Annotated in this window: 14 protein-coding genes and 1 tRNA gene; 5 read left to right on the top strand and 10 right to left on the bottom strand. The window is 68.5% G+C overall.

Annotated features, from left to right (window positions below; genetic code table 11):
- Window positions 1-6: 6 nt before the first annotated feature.
- On the bottom strand, window positions 7-735 hold the full coding sequence (locus tag ACYVKR_RS11075) for an HAD family hydrolase (protein ID WP_460480950.1): 729 nt from the start codon (window positions 733-735) through the stop codon (window positions 7-9).
- Window positions 736-783: 48 nt separating this feature from the next.
- Window positions 784-1,743 carry a LysR substrate-binding domain-containing protein gene (locus ACYVKR_RS11070; protein WP_460480949.1) on the bottom strand — a complete coding sequence of 320 codons (960 nt, stop codon included), beginning with the start codon at window positions 1,741-1,743 and terminating at the stop codon, window positions 784-786.
- A gap of 136 nt (window positions 1,744-1,879) precedes the next feature.
- On the opposite strand from ACYVKR_RS11070, the gene ACYVKR_RS11065 reads away from it, so the two are divergent.
- The 3 genes from ACYVKR_RS11065 to galU all read left to right on the top strand — a co-directional run bounded on the left by ACYVKR_RS11065 (window position 1,880) and on the right by galU (window position 6,507).
- Window positions 1,880-2,485 carry a LysE family translocator gene (locus ACYVKR_RS11065; protein WP_460480948.1) on the top strand — a complete coding sequence of 202 codons (606 nt, stop codon included), beginning with the start codon at window positions 1,880-1,882 and terminating at the stop codon, window positions 2,483-2,485.
- A gap of 217 nt (window positions 2,486-2,702) precedes the next feature.
- Window positions 2,703-5,594 (top strand): valine--tRNA ligase, encoded by a 2,892-nt coding sequence (locus ACYVKR_RS11060; RefSeq protein WP_460480947.1) that lies wholly within the window; start codon window positions 2,703-2,705, stop codon window positions 5,592-5,594.
- Between the two features lie 22 nt (window positions 5,595-5,616).
- Entirely contained in the window at window positions 5,617-6,507 is an 891-nt protein-coding gene (galU, locus tag ACYVKR_RS11055) for a UTP--glucose-1-phosphate uridylyltransferase (protein ID WP_460480946.1), read from the top strand.
- Between the two features lie 85 nt (window positions 6,508-6,592).
- Here galU and ACYVKR_RS11050 read toward each other — a convergent pair whose 3' ends face one another.
- The 3 genes from ACYVKR_RS11050 to cysM all read right to left on the bottom strand — a co-directional run bounded on the left by ACYVKR_RS11050 (window position 6,593) and on the right by cysM (window position 8,370).
- On the bottom strand, window positions 6,593-6,820 hold the full coding sequence (locus ACYVKR_RS11050) for a sulfurtransferase TusA family protein (RefSeq protein WP_460480945.1): 228 nt from the start codon (window positions 6,818-6,820) through the stop codon (window positions 6,593-6,595).
- A 14-nt stretch (window positions 6,821-6,834) separates the two neighbouring features.
- Complete coding sequence (locus ACYVKR_RS11045; protein WP_460480944.1) at window positions 6,835-7,395, bottom strand: NUDIX domain-containing protein; 561 nt, start codon at window positions 7,393-7,395, stop codon at window positions 6,835-6,837.
- A 69-nt stretch (window positions 7,396-7,464) separates the two neighbouring features.
- Window positions 7,465-8,370 (bottom strand): cysteine synthase CysM, encoded by a 906-nt coding sequence (cysM, locus tag ACYVKR_RS11040; RefSeq protein WP_460480942.1) that lies wholly within the window; start codon window positions 8,368-8,370, stop codon window positions 7,465-7,467.
- Window positions 8,371-8,410: 40 nt separating this feature from the next.
- Here cysM and ACYVKR_RS11035 point away from each other — a divergent pair.
- Window positions 8,411-8,495, top strand: a tRNA-Leu gene (locus tag ACYVKR_RS11035).
- 221 nt (window positions 8,496-8,716) lie between these two features.
- Here the strand turns inward: ACYVKR_RS11035 and ACYVKR_RS11030 are convergent.
- Complete coding sequence (locus ACYVKR_RS11030; RefSeq protein ID WP_460480940.1) at window positions 8,717-9,043, bottom strand: hypothetical protein; 327 nt, start codon at window positions 9,041-9,043, stop codon at window positions 8,717-8,719.
- Between the two features lie 247 nt (window positions 9,044-9,290).
- On the opposite strand from ACYVKR_RS11030, the gene ACYVKR_RS11025 reads away from it, so the two are divergent.
- Window positions 9,291-10,292 (top strand): DNA/RNA non-specific endonuclease, encoded by a 1,002-nt coding sequence (locus ACYVKR_RS11025; RefSeq protein WP_460480939.1) that lies wholly within the window; start codon window positions 9,291-9,293, stop codon window positions 10,290-10,292.
- Here the strand turns inward: ACYVKR_RS11025 and ACYVKR_RS11020 are convergent.
- The 4 genes from ACYVKR_RS11020 to ACYVKR_RS11005 all read right to left on the bottom strand — a co-directional run bounded on the left by ACYVKR_RS11020 (window position 10,284) and on the right by ACYVKR_RS11005 (window position 18,551).
- Complete coding sequence (locus ACYVKR_RS11020; RefSeq protein WP_460480998.1) at window positions 10,284-10,688, bottom strand: hypothetical protein; 405 nt, start codon at window positions 10,686-10,688, stop codon at window positions 10,284-10,286. The two genes, ACYVKR_RS11025 and ACYVKR_RS11020, sit on opposite strands and share 9 nt — an antisense overlap.
- A 140-nt stretch (window positions 10,689-10,828) precedes the next feature.
- Complete coding sequence (locus ACYVKR_RS11015) at window positions 10,829-12,262, bottom strand: efflux transporter outer membrane subunit (RefSeq protein ID WP_460480937.1); 1,434 nt, start codon at window positions 12,260-12,262, stop codon at window positions 10,829-10,831.
- On the bottom strand, window positions 12,259-15,438 hold the full coding sequence (locus tag ACYVKR_RS11010; RefSeq protein WP_460480936.1) for an efflux RND transporter permease subunit: 3,180 nt from the start codon (window positions 15,436-15,438) through the stop codon (window positions 12,259-12,261). Before ACYVKR_RS11010 ends, ACYVKR_RS11015 begins: the two co-directional genes overlap by 4 nt.
- The gene (locus ACYVKR_RS11005) at window positions 15,435-18,551 is read right to left on the bottom strand and encodes an MdtB/MuxB family multidrug efflux RND transporter permease subunit (RefSeq protein ID WP_460480935.1); all 3,117 of its coding nucleotides are present in this window, start codon (window positions 18,549-18,551) and stop codon (window positions 15,435-15,437) included. Before ACYVKR_RS11005 ends, ACYVKR_RS11010 begins: the two co-directional genes overlap by 4 nt.
- Between the last annotated feature and the right edge of the window lie 11 nt (window positions 18,552-18,562).

Here is an 18,562-nt window from a genome sequence, read left to right as displayed (position 1 = left end):
CCGCCTTCAGCACCCGAGCTGGTCAGCCAGCGCCTCGAAATCCCGCGCGTGCAGCTCGTTGCCCGCGCGCGGCGACACATCCTTGGGGTGCGCGCTGCCGAACTCCAGCGGCCGCTCGATGTAGGCGGTGCGCAGCCCGCAGGCCCGCGCGGCCTCCAGATCGTCGTGGTGCGCGGCCACCAGCATCGCCTGCGCGGGCGGCAGGTCGAACACCCGCGCCACGCCCAGGTAGGTCGCCGGGTCGGGCTTGTAGGCGCGGAAGACCTCGGCGCTCAGGATGCAGTCCCACGGCAGGCCGGCGCGCTTGGCCATGTTGGTGAGCAAACCGATGTTGCCGTTCGACAGCGTGGTGATGGTGAAGCGGCGCTTGAGCCGCGCCAGCCCCGGCACGCTGTCGCTCCACGGCGCCAGCCGGTGCCACACGCGGTTGAGCTGCACCCGCTCGGCCTCGCCCAGGTGGCCCAGGTCGAAGCGCGGCAGGATCTCGTCGAGGATCTGGCGGTGCAGCGCGTCGATGGCCGTCCAGCCCTGGGCGCCGCTGCGCACCCGCGCCATCGCCGGCTGGTAGCCGGCGCGCCAGGCGCGGGCGAAGGCGTCTGCGTCCACGGCCGGATGCTGCGCTTGCATCTCGCGCACGATGGAGCCGTGCCAGTCCACCACGGTGCCGAAGGTATCGAAGGCCAGCACCTGCACGGTGGCGGCGATGTCTTGCGCGAGGGCGGAGGGTGCGGTCATGGAGAGGTCTTCCTTCAGCGGGGCAGCTCGGATCGAGGTCCTGGGTTTTTAATCAGCCACGCCGGGCCGGTCAAGCGCCACGGCGGCACCCTGCTCCGCCATCCGCGCCCGGGTCTGCGCCATCTCGTCCCGCAGCCAGTCCAGCAGCGCCGTGCGGCGCGCATCGGCCGCGATGGGCGTGGGCGACAGCAGCACGTACTCCGAGCCGTCGCCGGCAAAGCCGAAGGGCGCCGCGAGCCGGCCATCGCGGCAGTCGTCCTCCACCATGTAGGCCGAGCCCAGGGCCACGCCCAGGCCGGCGCCCGCGGCCTGCAGGCACAGGTAGAAGTGCTCGAAATGCTGGGGCGGGCCCAGGCGCAGCGCGGCCGGGTGCGCCGCCAGCCATTGTTTCCAGGCCAGCGGCCGGGTGCGCGCATGCAGGGCCCGGGGCGCATCGGCGGCCTTGCCGCGCTGGGGTGGGCGCAGCTGCGCGGCCAGGGCGGGCTGGCACACCGGCCCCATCAGCTCGGGGCCCACGCGCTCCACATGGCAGTCCGCGGCCCAGGCGAAGTCGTTGCGCCGCAGCGCCACGTCGATGCGGTCGCGCGCAAAGTCCACCGGGCCGCCGGCCGCGAGCAGGTGCAGCTGCCGCCCGGCAAAGCGCGCATGGAAGGCCGGCAGCCGCGGGATCAGCCAGCGCATGGCGATCGTCGGCTCGCACGACAGCACCAGCGGCGCGTCGGCCTCGGACGCGCGCAGCCGCGCCACGGCCTCGGCCAGCCGGGCCAGCGCCTCCGAGCAGGCGACCAGCAGCTCCGAGCCCTGCCGCGTCAAAAAGATGGCGCGGTTGCGCCGCTCGAACAGCGCCAGGCCCAGGTGCGCCTCCAGCTGCCGCACCTGCCGGCTCACCGCGCCGTGCGTCACGTGCAGCTCGGCCGCGGCGTGCACCAGGCTGCCGTGGCGGGCCGCGGCCTCGAAGGCGCGCAGCGCGTTGAGCGGCGGCAGGCGCCGGCTGGCGGGCCCATCCATCAGTGAGTTTTCTTCACGCATGGCGAGCAGCATAAATCGATTTTCAGCGGCGCGCTTTCTCGAAAGAATGCATCCCGGCGCTGCCCTGAATGCCGGGGCGGCAGGTTGATCGGTGAATTTTCAGAAAGCTTTTCCCATGTTTGAAATCCTTGCGGTGGCGGCGATCACGGTGCTGGCCGTCATCAGCCCCGGTGCGGACTTTGCGATGGTCACGCGCAACAGCCTGCTGCATGGCCGGCGGGCCGGCCTGTTCACCGCGGCGGGCATTGCCGCCGGCGTGCAGCTGCATGTGCTGTATTCGATGCTCGGCGTAGCGCTGCTGCTGCGCAGCTCGCCGGGCTGGTTCGGCGCCATCCGGCTGGCGGGCGCGGCCTACCTGGTCTATGTGGGCTGGCAGACCTTCCAAAGCCGGCCGCACCCGAGCACGGGCGGGGGCGCGCCCGCCGCCCTGCCCGCGGCGCGGGCCTTCCGGGCCGGCCTGCTCACCAATGCGCTGAACCCGAAGACCACGCTGTTCGTCGTCAGCGTCTATGCCCAGGTCGTCGGCCCGGCCACCGGGTTGGCGCGGCAGATCGGCTACGGCCTGTTCATGTCGGGCGCGCACGGGCTGTGGTTCGGCCTGGTGGCGCTGTTCCTGTCGGATGCGCGCCTGCGCACCCGGCTGCTGCAGCGCCAGGTGCTGCTCAACCGCTGCATAGGCGTGGTGCTGGTGGGGCTGGGCGGCGCGCTGGCCGTGGGATAGCCGTTATCAAAAAATGAGCTGCCCGCGCTTTCTCCATAACGATTTCAGACTGTTTTCACATCAAGATTCATATAAATCGAGCGGAAGCAGCTATATTTTTGATGAATCCCTCCCGCACCGGTCAGCAGTGGCGCCGGGCTAAAATCGTGCAATCCGTCTCGACACACCGATCATTGGCGGCATCCTGCGGGATGCCGTTTTCATTGACAACAACACCATGAGCGACACCCCTGCACAACCCGGCCTGGAGAGCCTGTCCAAATCCTTCGAACCCGCCGCCCTCGAAGCCCACTGGGGCCCCGAGTGGGAAAAGCGCGGCTACGGCCGCGCCGGCGTGCGCGGCACGGGCCAGCCCGATGCGGCCCAGCCCAGCTTCTGCATCCAGCTGCCGCCGCCCAACGTGACCGGCACGCTGCACATGGGCCATGCGTTCAACCAGACCATCATGGACTCCCTCACGCGCTACCACCGCATGAAGGGCAACAACACGGTCTGGGTGCCCGGCACCGACCACGCCGGCATCGCCACGCAGATCGTGGTCGAGCGCCAGCTGCAGGAGCAGGGCCAGAGCCGCTACGACCTGGGCCGCCCCGACTTCGTGAAGAAGGTCTGGGAGTGGAAGGAAAAGAGCGGCAACACCATCACCACGCAGATGCGCCGCATGGGCGACACCGTGGACTGGAGCCGCGAATACTTCACCATGGACGACAAGCTGTCCGCCGTGGTGACCGACACCTTCGTCAAGCTCTACGAGCAGGGCCTGATCTACCGCGGCAAGCGCCTGGTGAACTGGGACCCGGTGCTGCAGTCCGCCGTGTCCGACCTCGAAGTGGAAAACGAGGAAAAGGACGGCTCGCTGTGGCACATCGCCTACCCATTGACCAGCGGCGCCGGCCAGCTGGTCGTGGCCACCACCCGCCCCGAGACCATGCTGGGCGACGTGGCCGTGATGGTCCACCCCGAGGACGAGCGCTACAAGCACCTGATCGGCCAGACCGTGACGCTGCCGCTGGTGGGCCGCCAGATCCCCATCATTGCCGACGAGTATGTGGACCGCGAGTTCGGCACCGGCGTGGTCAAGGTCACGCCCGCGCACGACAACAACGACTACGCCGTGGGCCAGCGCCACAAGCTGCCGCTGGAGGTGGTGCTGACGCTCACCGCCACCATCAGCGACAACGCGCCCGAGAAATACCGCGGCATGGACCGCTTCGTGGCCCGCAAGGCCATCGTGGCCGACCTGGAGGCGCTGGGCCTGCTGGTCGAGGTCAAGAAGCACAAGCTCATGGTGCCCATCTGCACCCGCACCGGCCAGGTGATCGAGCCCATGCTCACCGACCAGTGGTTCGTGGCCATGAGCAAGGTCGGCGAAGGTGATGCCACCGGCAAGTCCATCGCGCAGAAGGCCATCGACGCCGTGGCCTCGGGCCAGGTCACCTTCGTGCCCGAGAACTGGGTCAACACCTACAACCAGTGGATGAACAACATCCAGGACTGGTGCATCTCGCGCCAGCTGTGGTGGGGCCACCAGATCCCGGCCTGGTACGACGAGGACGGCAACTGCATCGTCGCCCGCAACGAAGCCGAGGCCCAGGCCAAGGCTCCAGGCAAGCAGTTGCGCCGCGACGAGGACGTGCTCGACACCTGGTACTCGTCGGCGCTAGTGCCCTTCAGCACCATGGGCTGGCCCAACCAGACCGACGCCGCGGCCGACGACTACAACCTCTACCTGCCCTCCTCGGTGCTGGTCACGGGCTACGACATCATCTTCTTCTGGGTCGCCCGGATGATCATGATGACCACGCACTTCACCGGCCGCGTGCCGTTCAAGCACGTATACATCCACGGCCTGGTGCGCGATGCGCAGGGCAAGAAGATGTCCAAGTCCGAAGGCAACGTGCTCGACCCCGTGGACCTGATCGACGGCATTGCGCTCGAGCCGCTGCTCGACAAGCGCACCCAGGGCCTGCGCCGCCCCGAGACCGCGCCCACCGTGCGCAAGAACACGCAAAAGGAATTCCCCGAAGGCATTCCCGCCTACGGCGCCGATGCGCTGCGCTTCACCTTTGCCGCGCTGGCGTCGCTGGGCCGCAGCATCAACTTCGACAGCAAGCGCTGCGAGGGCTACCGCAACTTCTGCAACAAGCTCTGGAACGCCTCGCGCTTCGTGCTGATGAACTGCGAAGGCTACGACTGCGGCCTCAAGGAGCACACCAAGGAGCAGTGCCAGCCCGGCGGCGAATTCGCGGGCTACATGCACTTCAGCCAGCCCGACCGCTGGATCGCCTCGCAGCTGCAGAAGGTCGAGGCCGAAGTCGCCAAGGGCTTTGCCGAGTACCGCCTGGACAACGTGGCCAACGCCATCTACGACTTCGTCTGGAACGAGTTCTGCGACTGGTACCTGGAAATCGCCAAGGTGCAGATCCAGACCGGCAACGAAGCGCAGCAGCGCGGCACGCGCCGCACGCTGATCCGCACGCTGGAAGCCATCCTGCGCCTGGCCCATCCGATCATCCCGTTCGTGACCGAAGCCCTGTGGCAGCAGGTGGCGCCGGTGGCCGGACTGAAGGGCGAGTCCATCGCCATCGCCCGCTACCCCGAGGCCCAGCCCGCCAAGATCGACGAAGCCTCCATCGCCTACGTGGGCCGCATCAAGCAGATGGTGGACGCCTGCCGCACGCTGCGCGGCGAGATGGGCGTCTCGCCCGCCCAGCGCCTGCCGCTGCTGGCCGTGGCCGGCAACGCCGGCGACGCCGACTTCTTGCGCGCCAATGCCGCCGTGCTGCAGAACCTGGCCAAGCTCAGCGAGGTCAAGGTCTTCGACGACGAGGCCGCCTGGGCCGCCGCCGCGCAGAACGCCCCGGTGAACGTGGTCGGCGACATCCGCCTGGCGCTGTTCGTCGAGGTCGACGTGGCCGCCGAGAAGCTGCGCCTGGGCAAGGAAGCCACGCGCCTGTCGGGCGAGATCACCAAGGCGAATGCCAAGCTCTCGAACGAAGCCTTCGTGGCCAAGGCCCCGCCGGCCGTGATCGAGCAGGAGAAGAAGCGCGTCGCCGAGTTCGGCGCCACGCTGTCCCGCATCCAGGAGCAACTCGCCCGTTTGGGGTAAACGTTTGGGTTAAAACCACCGCATGAGCACCACCAACACCCGCATCCGCAAAGCTGTCTTCCCCGTCGCCGGCCTCGGCACGCGCTTCCTGCCCGCGACCAAGGCGTCTCCGAAGGAGATGCTGCCGGTGGTGGACAAGCCGCTGATCCAGTACGCCGTCGAAGAAGCCTACGAGGCCGGCATCCGCGACATGATCTTCGTCACCGGCCGCAGCAAGCGCGCCATCGAAGACCATTTCGACACCGCCTACGAGCTGGAGAACGAGCTGGAGCAGGCCGGCAAGCAGGCCATGCTGGACCTGGTGCGCTCGGTGGCACCCATCGACATGAACTGCGCCTTCATCCGCCAGCCGCGCTCGCTGGGCCTGGGCCATGCGGTGCTGTGCGCCGAGCCGCTGGTGGGCAACGAGCCCTTCGCCGTGCTGCTGGCCGACGACCTGATGGTGGGCGAGAACGGCGGCCCCGGCATCATGCGCCAGATGGTCGACGCCTTCCACCGCCAAGGCCGCTCGCTGCTGGCCGTGCAGGAAGTGCCGCAGGAGCAGACCAAGCGCTACGGCATCGTCAAGGGCGAGGCGGCCGGCGGCCCGCTGATGCGCATCGACGAGATCGTGGAAAAGCCCGCGCCCGAGAAGGCGCCCTCGCGCATGGGCGTGGCCGGCCGCTACGTGCTCACGCCGCGCATCTTCGAGGAGATCCGCAACCAGCCCATCGGCGTGGGCGGCGAGATCCAGCTCACCGACGGCATCGAGCGCCTGCTGCGCCACGAGACCGTCTACGCCTTCCAGTACAGCGGCAAGCGCTACGACTGCGGCAGCAAGGAAGGCTTCCTGCAAGCCACGGTCGAACTCGCGCTGCAGCACCCGGACGTGGGCGACAGCTTCCGCGAGTACCTCAAAAACCTGAGCATCTAGCGCTTATCCCGCGCGGATTTCCAATACAAAAGGCCTGCAGATGCAGGCCTTTTTTGCGCTAACAGCTCTCCAATCAATAGCAGATTCAGCGGCGGCGCAGGATGTGGATGAACTCCGCGCCCTCGGTGCTCTGCGCCACCAGCTCGTTGCCGGTCTGCTTGGCAAAGGCCTGGAAGTCGCGCGTCGAGCCGGTGTCGGTGGCCACCACCTTCAGCAGCTGGCCGCTCTGCATCTCGGCCAGGGCCTTCTTGGCCTTCAGGATGGGCAGCGGGCAGTTCAGGCCGCGGGTGTCGATTTCCTTGTCTACTTGCATGCTTGCATACCGCTTCAGTTGGTCAGGCCCAGGCCCGCGCGGCGCGCGGCGTTTTCCTCGGCGGTGAAGAACACCGGCTCGTGGCCGCGGCTCTTGAGCCAGTCGGCCAGCGCATAGCCGGTGCCGGCCGGCCAGCACTTGAGCTCATCGAGCTCGTACAGCCGCCAGTCCAGCAGTTCGGGCGACAGCCGCACCTCGCCCTGCGCCACCACATGGTAGGCGATGATGACCTGGTTCATGCGCACGAACTCGTAGGCGCCGACGATGTCGCAGGAAACCACGTCGAGGTTGGTCTCCTCCTTGACCTCGCGGGCGATGCCCTCGACGGGCGACTCGCCCGCCTCCATGAAGCCGGTGATCAGCGCGAACATGGTCGGCGGCCAGGCCGCATTGCGCGCCAGCAGCACCTTGCCGTCGACCTCGACGATGGCCGCCAGCACCGGCGTCGGGTTGTTCCAGTGCGTCCAGCCGCAGGCTGGGCAGCGCAGGCGCTCGACGTCGCCACCGTCCTCGGCCGCCGTCACCCAGGCCAGCGGCGTGGCGCAGTGGGTGCAGAACTGGGTCTCATAATGCATGGATGCTCGCCTTTTAATAGCCATCAGCGCTTGCTACACAAGCGCTGCAGCCCGGTTTCATTCAAATCTTCAAAGTGGGAACACGCCGGTGGACAGGTAGCGGTCACCCCGGTCGCAGACCACGAACACGATGGTGGCGTTGCGCTCGCGGCGCGCAATCTCCTGCGCGACAAAGCAGGCGCCGGCGGCGGAGATGCCGGCGAAGATGCCCTCCTCGCGCGCCATGCGGCGGCACATGTCCTCGGCGTCGCCCTGGCCCACGTAGACCAGCTCGTCGACCAGCGCGGGCTCGTAGATCTTGGGCAGGTATTCCTCGGGCCACTTGCGGATGCCGGGAATGCGCGAGCCCTCGGTGGGCTGTGCGCCGATGATCTTCACCGCCGGGTTCTTCTCCTTGAGGAAGCGCGCCACGCCGGTGATGGTGCCGGTCGTGCCCATGGCGCTGACGAAGTGCGTGATCTCGCCGCCGGTCTGCGCCCACAGCTCGGGGCCGGTGGTCTCGTAGTGGATGCGCGGGTTGTCGGGGTTGGCGAACTGGTCCAGCACCTTGCCCTTGCCGTCGGCCACCATCTTGTCGGCCAGGTCGCGCGCGTATTCCATGCCGCCGCTGCGGGGCGTGAGGATCAGCTCGGCACCGAAGGCCTTCATGGTCTGGGCGCGCTCGATCGACAGATCCTCGGGCATGATCAGCACCATGCGGTAGCCCTTGATGGCCGCGGCCATCGCCAGCGCGATGCCGGTGTTGCCCGAGGTGGCCTCGATCAGCGTGTCGCCGGGCTTGATCTCGCCGCGCTCCTCGGCGCGCACGATCATCGACAGCGCCGGGCGGTCCTTCACCGAGCCCGCGGGGTTGTTGCCCTCGAGCTTGGCCAGCACCACGTTGCCGTGGGCGGTGTTGTAGTCGGTGCCGATGCGCTGCAGTGCGACCAGCGGGGTATTGCCGATGGCGTCGTCGATATGGGGGTAACTTTTCATAGAGTAATCTGTGCCATAATCGCTGTTTGCGAGATACCCTGCCCGGGTGGTGAAATTGGTAGACGCAGCGGACTCAAAATCCGCCGCCGCAAGGCGTGCCGGTTCGATTCCGGCCCCGGGCACCAAAGTGCAAAGCCGTCAAGTTTCCAAGACTTGACGGCTTTTTTCTTGCGCGGTGGTGAAGGGAAGCTGTCATCGTGCCGGGTTGCGTGCCGCCAGCCCGTTGCCGGCGATTGGCAGGATTCTAGTGGCGATTGCCGCAGCGCCGTGACGCGGGCGAAACAACCCCACTGGCACCGCGCCCGCACGCCAAAACGGCCCGCATCCGCGGGCCGTTTTGCAGGGATCAGGGCCGGATCACGATCTGCGGGCTGATGACGATCGCCGGATCGGGCCTGGGCACCATGTAGACCGGTGCCGGCTGGTGGTAGACCGGCGCAGGCTGGTAGTAGCCCACGGGCCGGTCGCGGCACTTGCGCTTTTCCTTGTACTCGCCATTGCCCTTCCACTTGCGCTCGACCTTGCACTGGCCGTCCCAGTAGACCTCCTTGTGGCCGTGGTGCTTGTGGCGGCGGTGGCCCCGGTGGTCATCGTCATCCGCATGGGCCGCCAGCGGCAGCACGCACAGGGTCAGGGGGAAAAGCAGCAGGGAGGCAAGCGAGGGAATTTTCATGGGCATGGTGTGGGGTGGATTGCCCGAGCCTAGCGCATATCCGGCCAGCCTCTGTTTCAAAGCTTTGCACCGAGGCTCCCACCGGTATCACCCTCGATATGCGCGCCGGCTCATGAGCGGCCATTGCCTGATGCTATAAAAAAAGAGATTTTTACGAAAAGCAACGGTTACGCTCGCGGACAATGGTGCCGCCCTGGCGGCCCCGCAACGGGGCTCGCCCCATCGTGCTTTCGTGTGACCCGTATCCATGGCAACCAGGCCCTCCTCCAAGTCGTCGAAATCCTCCTCCCGCAAAACCTCTTCCTCCAGCGCCTTTGGCGCCCGCCTGGGGCGCATCGCCACCCACAAGCTGGCCACCTTCGTCTATGGCGCCCTGCTGGGCGCGGGCACGCTGTCGGGCCCCGCCACCCAGGTGCAGGACTGGTGGCACAAGCAGACCGCATCGGTGTGGCAGTCGCTCGACAAGCTGCGCCAGGCTGCCGGCAAGGCGCCGCATGCGGGCGCCGCCGCGCCGCCCGCCAGCACCGTGCAGGCGCCGGCCCGCAAGCCGCCGCCGGCCACTGCCGCCGCCTCGCCCGACTTCCGCCAGTGCGCCCAGCAGTTCCCCACGGGCCAACCGCTGCGCCTCGCCGACGTTGGCAACGACTGGCAGGCCAGCGCGCTGTGCTCCGAAGGCTTTGCGGTGCTGTACTCGGGCCTGAGCAAGACGCCGATGGTGGTGGTGGAGCGGCTCAACCGCAGCCGGCTGGACGAGGCCGGCAACCTGGCCCGCACCGATTTCTTCTATGCCGACGCCCGGCTGCGCTCGGCGCACAAGGCCGAGCTGAGCGACTACGAGCGCAGCGGCTACGACCGCGGCCACATGGCGCCCGCGGCCGACCAGCACACGCCCAACGCCATGGCGCAGTCGTTCGCGCTGTCGAACATGGTGCCGCAGGACTCGACGCAGAACCGCACCGTCTGGGCCAAGCTGGAGTCGGACGTGCGCAAGTACGCGCGCCGCGCGCCGGGCAATGTCTATGTCTACACCGGCCCGCTGCACGAGGGCACGCTGCGCACCATCGGCAGCAACCGCGTCTGGGTGCCCAGCCACATCTTCAAGCTGGTGTATGACGAGCAGCAGCGCCGCGCCTGGGGCTGGGTGCTGAACAACGACGCCGGCGCCCAGCTCGGCAAGCCGCTGGACTATGCGGCCTTCGTCAAGCGTACGGGCTGGAACCTGCTGCCGCAGCTGCAGCCGTCACTCTAGGGAAAACAGCCCGCTCTCGTCGAGCAGCCCGTAGGCGATCTCGGGGTGCTCGGCCATGGCCTTCTTGATGGCCTCGGGGATGGCCTGGCGCGTCTTGCGGCACAGGCCGGGCTGCTCGTGCACGAGGATGGTGATGCCGCGCAGGCTGCGCACCTCGTGCGGGCTCATGCGGATGGTCAGGCGCACACCGAGCTGCTCGAACAGGCGCTGCTCCATGTGGCGCAGGTCGGCCAGGCTGGCGATGTTCTCGAGCCGCTGCACCAGGCGCTTTTCCTCCTCGCGCGTGAGGCGCAGGATGCGCGTGTCGCCGCCCGGCGTGGCGATCAGCGCATCGCGCTCGCAGACGCAGGCGCCGGGCGGGCATTCGGTTCGGATGGGAAAGGAGGGTGCGGACACAGCGGACATGGGCAGCACCCATTCTAGGCAAGCTCGGTACCAAGCAGTCGCTTCCAAAAAGAGAGCTGTTGGCGCTTTCCACATAAGGATTTCAGATATAAATCATATTGAAATGCTTTCATGGCAAGCGCTGCAAGCTCCTATTTTTGAGCCAGCCAGGGCGCATGCCAGCCGCCGCCGATCTGCTGCACCAGGTTGGCCGCGGCGATCTGCTGGTTCATCTGCAGTTGCAGCAGCGAGCGCCGGGCGTTGAGCGCGGTGACCTGGGCGGTGACCACGTCAGTGTATTGCACGATGCCTTCCTTGTAGCGGTTGAGCATCTGCTGCTCCACCTTGTCGGCCGCCTCCAGCGCCTGCTGCAGCTGCGGCTGCTGGGCGCCCAGCGCCTGCACCTGGCCCAGCGCGTCCTCCACGGCCTGGAACGCGGCCAGCACGGTCTGGCGGTAGACGGCCGTCTTCTGCGCATGCGCGGCCCGCGCGGCATCGACCTGCGCCGTGGTCGCGCCGCCGTTGAACAGCGTCTGCGCCACCGAGGCGCCCAGCGACCACAGCAGGCCCGAGGCGCTGAACAGATCGCCCAGGTTGCTGCCCGATTGGCCCAGCGAGCCGCTGAGCGACAGGCTGGGGTAGTAGGCGGCGCGCGCCACGCCGATCTGCGCATTGGCCGCCGCCACGGCGCGCTCGGCGCCGGCGATGTCGGGCCGGCGCTCGAGCAGCGTGGACGGCAGCACCGCCGGCACCTCGGGCACCGCCACCGCCCACGGCGTGGCCGCCAGCGCAAAGCCGGCGGGCGGCTGGCCGGTGAGCATGGCGATCGCATGCTCGTAGGTGCGGCGCGTCTGGCGCATGGCCTCCAGGCTGGCCCGGGTGCTGGCCAGCTGGGTCTGGGCCTGCAGCACGTCGGTCTTGGCGGCGATGCCCGAGTCGTAGCGGTTCTGCGTGATCTGCAGGCTGCGCTGGTAGGCCTCCACCGTTGCGGCCAGCACGCCCAGCTCGGCATCTGCCTCGCGCAGCCGGAAGTAGTTCTGCACCAGCGTGCCCACGGCCGACAGGCGCGCCGCGGCGAGGTCGGCCTCGCTGACCTGAGCGCTGCGCTCGGCGCTGTTCACGCCTTCGCGCAGCCGGCCCCACAGGTCGGCGTCCCAGGCGGCGTTCAGGCCCAGCGAGGTGCTGGTGCCGCGGGCCGTGTCGCCACCGCCCTCGCGGCTCGCGCCCACCGACAGGCCCAGCGAGGGCAGCCGGCCGCCCGCCTGCACGCGCACCAGCGCCCGGGCCTGGTCGACTGCCGCCACGGCGGCAGCGATGTTCTGGTTCGAGATCTGCACCTGCTGCGCCAGGCCGTTGAGCGTGGCGTCGCCGAAGATCTCCCACCAGGCGCCGCGGTCGATGGCATCGGCGGGCCGGGCCGCGTTCCACGAGGCGCCCGCTTCCTTGAAGCTCGCGGGCACGTCGATGGCCGGCGGCTGGTACGGCGGCGCCACTGAGCAGGCGGCCAGCAGCCCGGCGCAGGCCAACGCGGCACATAGTACGGAGCACTGTGTGCGCATCGATGTCAGATGGTCGTTTTTCTTCATGTCGTCAATCCCTCGCCGGCGCGGCTCAGCAGACGCTCGTTGGGCGAGCGGCGGCGCAGCTTGTCCAGCAGCACATAGACCACCGGCGTGGTCAGCAGCGTCAGCACCTGGCTGGCCAGCAGGCCGCCAATGATGGCCACGCCCAGCGGCTGGCGCAGCTCCGAGCCCTGGCCGAAGCCGATGGCCAGCGGCAGCGCGCCCAAGGCGGCGGCCAGCGTGGTCATCAGAATGGGACGAAAGCGCAGCACGCAGGCCTCGCGCACCGCCTCGGTGGCCGTGAGGCCGCGCGCGCGCTCGGCCTCGAGCGCGAAGTCGATGATGAGGATGGCGTTCTTCTTGACGATGCCGATCAGAAGGAACACGCCGATCAGCGCGATCACGGTGAACTGCATGTTGAACAGCAGCAGCGCCAGCACCGCGCCCACGCCGGCCGATGGCAGCGTGGTCAGCACGGTGATGGGGTGCACCAGGCTCTCGTACAGGATGCCGAGCACGATGTAGATCACCACGATGGCCGCGAGGATCAAATAGAACTGCTGGTTCTGCGACTGCTGGAAGCTCAGCGCCGTGCCCTGGAAGCTGCCGCGCACGTTGATGGGCATGGCGATGTCGGCCTCGGCCCGGGCAATGACCTCGCGCGCATCGCCCAGCGACACGCCCTCGTCGAGGTTGAACGAGATCGTGGTCGCCAGCTCGCCGCCCTGGTGGTTGACCGACGTGGCCGCGGCCCTTTCCCTGACGGTGGCGAAGGCCGACAGCGGCACCATGGTGCTGGCCGTGGTGCTGATGACCTGGCCGGTGGACGAGTTCTTCTGCCCCGGGTTGGCGGCCGTGCCCACGGTGCCGGCCAGGTTGGCGGGCACGAAGATGTCGGCCAGCGCCGGCGGCCCGCGCGTGTATTCGGGCGCCCATTCCATGATGACGGAGTACTGGTTCAGGTCGCTGTAGATGGTGGCCACCGAGCGCTGGCCGAAGGCGTTGTAGAGCGCGTTGTCGATCGCGGCGGACGACACGCCCAGCCGCGCGGCGGCCTGCTTGTCGACCTCGACATAGGTCTCCACGCCGTTCTCCTGCTGGTCGGTGTCAACGTCCTGCAGCAGCGGCTCGGTCTTCAGTCGCTCGGCGAGCGTGGTCGCCCATTTCTTCAGGTCGGCGGTGTTGTCGCTCTTGAGCGTGTACTGGTAGGTGGAGTTGGACGAGCGCCCGCCCATGCGCAGGTCCTGCACCGGGTTGAGGAACACGCGCAGCCCGGTGATCTGCGCCAGCTGGGGCCTCAGGCGCGCCACCACCTCCAGCGTGCCGGCCGTGCGCTGGCCCACCGGCTTGAGGTTGATGAAGGCAAAGCCCCCGCCCGAGCGGCTGCCGCCCGAGAAGCCGACCACCGTGTCCACCGCCGGGTCGTTCTGCACGATGGCCAGCGCCTCCTTCAGCTTGCCGGACATGGCGGTGGACGAGATGCTCTGGTCCGCGCGCATGCCGACGATGAGCTGGCCGTTGTCCTGCTGCGGAAAGAAGCCCTTGGGGATGTGCACGAAGAGGTAGACGTTCATCGCCACCACGGCCAGCAGCACGGCCATCACCACGGCCTTGCTGTGCAGCGCCCAGTCGAGGCTGGCCTCGTAGACCTTGAGCGTCCAGGCGAAGCTGCCTTCGAGCGCGCGCGCCAGCCGGCCCTGCGGCGCCGTCTCGCGCGCGTCCTCGCTGCGCAGGAACCAGGCGCACATCATCGGCGTGGTGGTCAGCGAGATGACCAGCGAGATCAGCACCGCCACCGACAGCGTGACCGCGAACTCCTTGAACAGCCGGCCCACCTGCCCGTCCATGAACAGCAGCGGGATGAACACCGCCACCAGCGACAGGCTGATCGACAGCACGGTGAAGCCCACCTCGCGCGCGCCCAGCAGCGCGGCGGCCATCTTGTCCATGCCCTGCTCGATGTGGCGGCTGGTGTTCTCCAGCACCACGATGGCGTCGTCCACCACGAAGCCGGTGGCCACGGTGAGCGCCATCAGGCTCAGGTTGTTGAGCGAGAAGCCCAGCAGGTACATCACGCCGAAGGTGCCCAGCAGCGACACCACCGTGGCCACGGCCGGTATCACCGTGGCCCGCGCCTTGCGGATGAAGGCGCCCACCACCAGCACCACCAGCACGACCGAGATCATCAGCGTGGTCTCGATCTCGTGCAGCGACGAGCGGATGGAGTTGGTGCTGTCCGACGCGACGGAGACCTTCACGTCCTTGGGCAACTGGGCCTGCAGCTCGGGCAATAGCGCGCGCACGTTGTCCACGGTCTTGATGATGTTCGCGCCCGGCTGCCGGGTGATGAGCACCAGGATGGCGGGCTGGCCGTTGAACAGGCCCATGGTGTGCACGTCGGCCGCGCCGTCGATCACCCGGGCCACGTCGCCCAGGCGCACGGCGGCGTTGTTGCGCCAGGCCACGACCAGGCCGTTGTACCAGTCGGCGCGGCGCTCGGGCGCGGGCGTGTAGATCTGCAGCCGGTTGCCCTGGTTCTCGATCGCGCCCTTGGGCCGGTTGGCGTTGGCGGCCTGGATCGCGGCGCGCACGTCCTCGGTGGCCACGCCGTAGTGGCTGAGCGCCTGGGGCAGCAGCTCGACCCGCACCGCGGGCAGCGAACCGCCGCCGATCTCCACGTCGCCCACGCCGTCCACCTGCGAGATGCGCTGGCTCACCACGTTCGAGACCTCGTCGTAGATCTCGCCCGGCGAGCGCGTCGGCGAGGTCAGCGCGAGGATGATGACCGGCGAGTCCGACGGGTTGATCTTGCGGTAGGTGGGGTTGGTGCGCAGGTTGCCCGGCAGGTCGGTGAGCGAGGCGTTGATCGCCGCCTGCACCTCGCGCGCGGCGCCGTTGATGTCGCGGTTCAGGTCGAACTGCAGCGTGACCCGCGCCGAGCCGGTGGAGCTGTTCGACGTCATCTCGTTGACGCCGGCGATCACCCCCAGGTGCCGCTCCAGCGGCGTGGCCACGCTAGAGGCCATGTTCTGCGGGCTCGCGCCCGAGAGGCTGGCCTGCACCGAGATCACCGGGTAGTCCACCTGCGGCAGCGGCGCCACCGGCAGCACGAAGAAGGCCATGATGCCCGCCAACGCGATGCCCAGGGTCAGCAGCACCGTGGCCACCGGCCGCTCGACGAAGGGGCGCGAGAGGTTCATGCGCCCGCCTCCGCGCCGGTGCCGGCCGCGCCGCGGTCACGGCGCAGGCGCCGGCCCATGCGGTCGAACATCAGGTAGATCACCGGCGTGGTGTAGAGCGTGAGCAGCTGGCTCAGCAGCAGGCCGCCGAAGATGGCCAGGCCCAGCGGGCGGCGCAGCTCGGCGCCCTCGCCCCAGCCGAACATCAGCGGCAGCGCGGCGAACAGCGCGGCCAGCGTGGTCATCAGGATGGGGCGGAACCGCAGCAGCGCCGCCTGGTGGATGGCGGGCTGCGGCGCCATGCCCTGGTGCCGCTCGGCGTCGATGGCGAAGTCGATCATCATGATCGCGTTCTTCTTGACGATGCCGATCAAAAGGATGATGCCGATGATGCCTATCACCCCCAGGTCGTTGCCGCTGACCATCAGCGCCAGCAGCGCGCCCACGCCCGCCGACGGCAGCGTCGACAGGATGGTCATCGGGTGGATGTAGCTCTCGTACAGCACGCCCAGCACGATGTAGACGCAGACCAGCGCCGCCAGGATGAGCAGCAGCTGGCTGGAGAGCGACTTCTGGTAGGCGCCGGCCGCGCCGAGGAACTCCATGGTCAGCGACCTGGGCATGTCGATCTCCTGCGCCGCCTGCTTGATCGCGTCCACCGCCCGGCCCAGCGAGACGCCGGGCGCGGTGTCGAAGCCCAGCGTGGCCGCCGGGTACTGCGCCACGCGGGTAATCTGCAGCGGCGCCATCTGCTCGCGCACCGTGGCCAGCGCCGACAGCGGCGTGGCCGTGGAGCCGGCGGTGCTCGAGGAACTGGCAACAGGCAGGTCGCCCAGCGTCTGCACGCTGGACAGCAGCTCCTGCTGCGCCTCCAGGATCACGCGGTACTGGTTGGTCTCGGTGAAGATGGTGGAGACGATGCGCTGGCCGAAGGCGCTGTAGAGCGTGTCGTCGATGCTGCTGGCCGTCACGCCCAGGCGCGAGGCGGTGTCGCGGTTCACGTCCACGTAGGCCGACAGGCCCTGGCGGCCGGCGTCGGTGGTGGCGTGGCGCACCTCGGGCACCTCCTGCAGCTTGTCGGCCAGCTTGCGCGCCCAGCCGTTGACCTCGGCGGTGTTCACGCCGCCCAGCGAGAGCCGGTACTCCGTGGGGCCGGACTCGGAATCGATGGTCAGGTCCTGCACCGGCTGCAGGTAGAGGGTCACGCCCGCCACCTGGCCCACCTGCTCGCGCAGGCGCTGCATCACCTCGTCCTGCGGGTCGTGCGGGCGCCTGAGGTTGATGCGCATGCTGCCCATGTTCAGCATGGTGTTGTTGGCCGCGTCCACGCCCACCACCGAACTGAGCGACTCCACGTCCTTGTCCTGCAGGATGGCCTGCGCCGCCTGCTGCTGCAGCACGCTCATGCGGGCGAACGAGACTTCCTGCGCGGCCTCGATCTGCGCCTGCAGCTGGCCCGTGTCCTGCGTGGGGAACAGGCCCTTGGGGATGGCCAGGTACAGCAGCCCCGTCAGCACCAGCGTGGCCAGCGCCACGAGCAGCGTCAGGCCCTGGTGGCGCAGCACCCATTGCAGGCTGCCGTCGTAGCGGTGGATCACCTTGTCGAAGCCGCGCTGCACCGCGCCGGCCCAGCCGCGCGCCTCCTGCGCGCTGGGCTCGTGCTTGAGCCAGCGCGCCGACATCATCGGCACCAGCGTGAGCGAGACCACGGCCGAGATCAGGATGGTGATGGCCAGCGTGACCGCGAACTCGCGGAACAGCCGCCCCACCACGTCGCCCATGAACAGCAGCGGGATCAGCACCGCGATCAGCGAGATCGTCAGCGAGATGATGGTGAAGCCGATCTGCGTGGCGCCCTTGATGGCGGCGGCGAACGGGGTCTCGCCCTCCTCGATGTAGCGGGCGATGTTCTCGATCATCACGATGGCGTCGTCCACCACGAAGCCGGTGGCGATGGTCAGCGCCATCAGGCTCAGGTTGTTCAGGCTGTAGCCCAGCAGGTACATGGCGCCCACGGTGCCGATCAGCGAGATCGGCACGGCCAGGCTGGCGATCACCGTGGCCCGCAGGCTGTGCAGGAAGAAGAAGATCACCAGCACCACCATCGCCACGGCCAGCGCCAGCTCCATGCCCACGTGCTCGACCGAGGCGCGGATGCCGCTGGTGCGGTCGGTCAGCACCTGCACACTGATGGACGCCGGCAGCGAGGCCTGCAGCTCGGGCAGCCGCGCCTTGATCGCATCGACCGTGGCGATCACGTTGGCGCCGGGCTGGCGGTGCACGTTGATGATGATCGCCGGCGTCTCGTTCGCCCAGGCGCCCAGGCGGTTGTTCTCGGCGCTGGCCACCACGCGGGCCACGTTCGAGAGCTTGACGGGCGCGCCGTTGCGCCAGGCCACGATCAGGTTCAGGTAGTCGTCCACCGTCAGCAGCTGGTCGTTGGAGTTGATGGAGTACGCACGCTTGGGCCCGTCGAAGCTGCCCTTGGCGCTGTTGGCGTTGGCCGCGCTGATCGCGGTGCGCAGCGTGCCTAGGCTGATGCCGTTGGCCGCCAGCGCCTGCGTGTTGGCCTGGATGCGCATGGCGGGCTTCTGGCCGCCGTCGAGCGTGACCAGGCCCACGCCGCCGACCTGGCTCATCTTCTGCGCCAGCCGGGTGTTGACGATGTTCTGCACCTCGGTCAGCGGCATCTCCTTGGAGCTGACCGCGAGCGTGAGCACCGGCGCGTCGGCCGGGTTGACCTTGGCGTAGACCGGCGGCGCCGGCAGGTCGGTGGGCAGCAGCGCGCTGCTGGCGTTGATGGCAGCCTGCACCTCCTGTTCGGCCACGTCCAGCGACAGGCCAAGCTGGAACTGCAGCGTGACGATGGACACGCCCGAGGCGCTGGTCGAGGCCATGCGGTCGAGCCCGGCCATCTGGCCGAACTGGCGCTCCAGCGGCGCGCTGACGGTGCGGCTCATCACCTCGGGGCTGGCGCCGGGGTACAGGGTCTGCACCTGGATGGTCGGGTAGTCGACCTCGGGCAGCGCCGACAGCGGCAGCAGCCGGAAACCCACCAGGCCGGCCAGCACGATGGCCAGCATCAGCAGCGCGGTGGCGACGGGCCGCTCGATGAACGGACGGGACGGACTCATGGCGTCAACCC

The organism is Comamonas humi (assembly GCF_054782535.1).
Note: the sequence above shows the minus strand (reverse complement) of the source record. Positions and strands in the feature narration are given on the sequence as shown.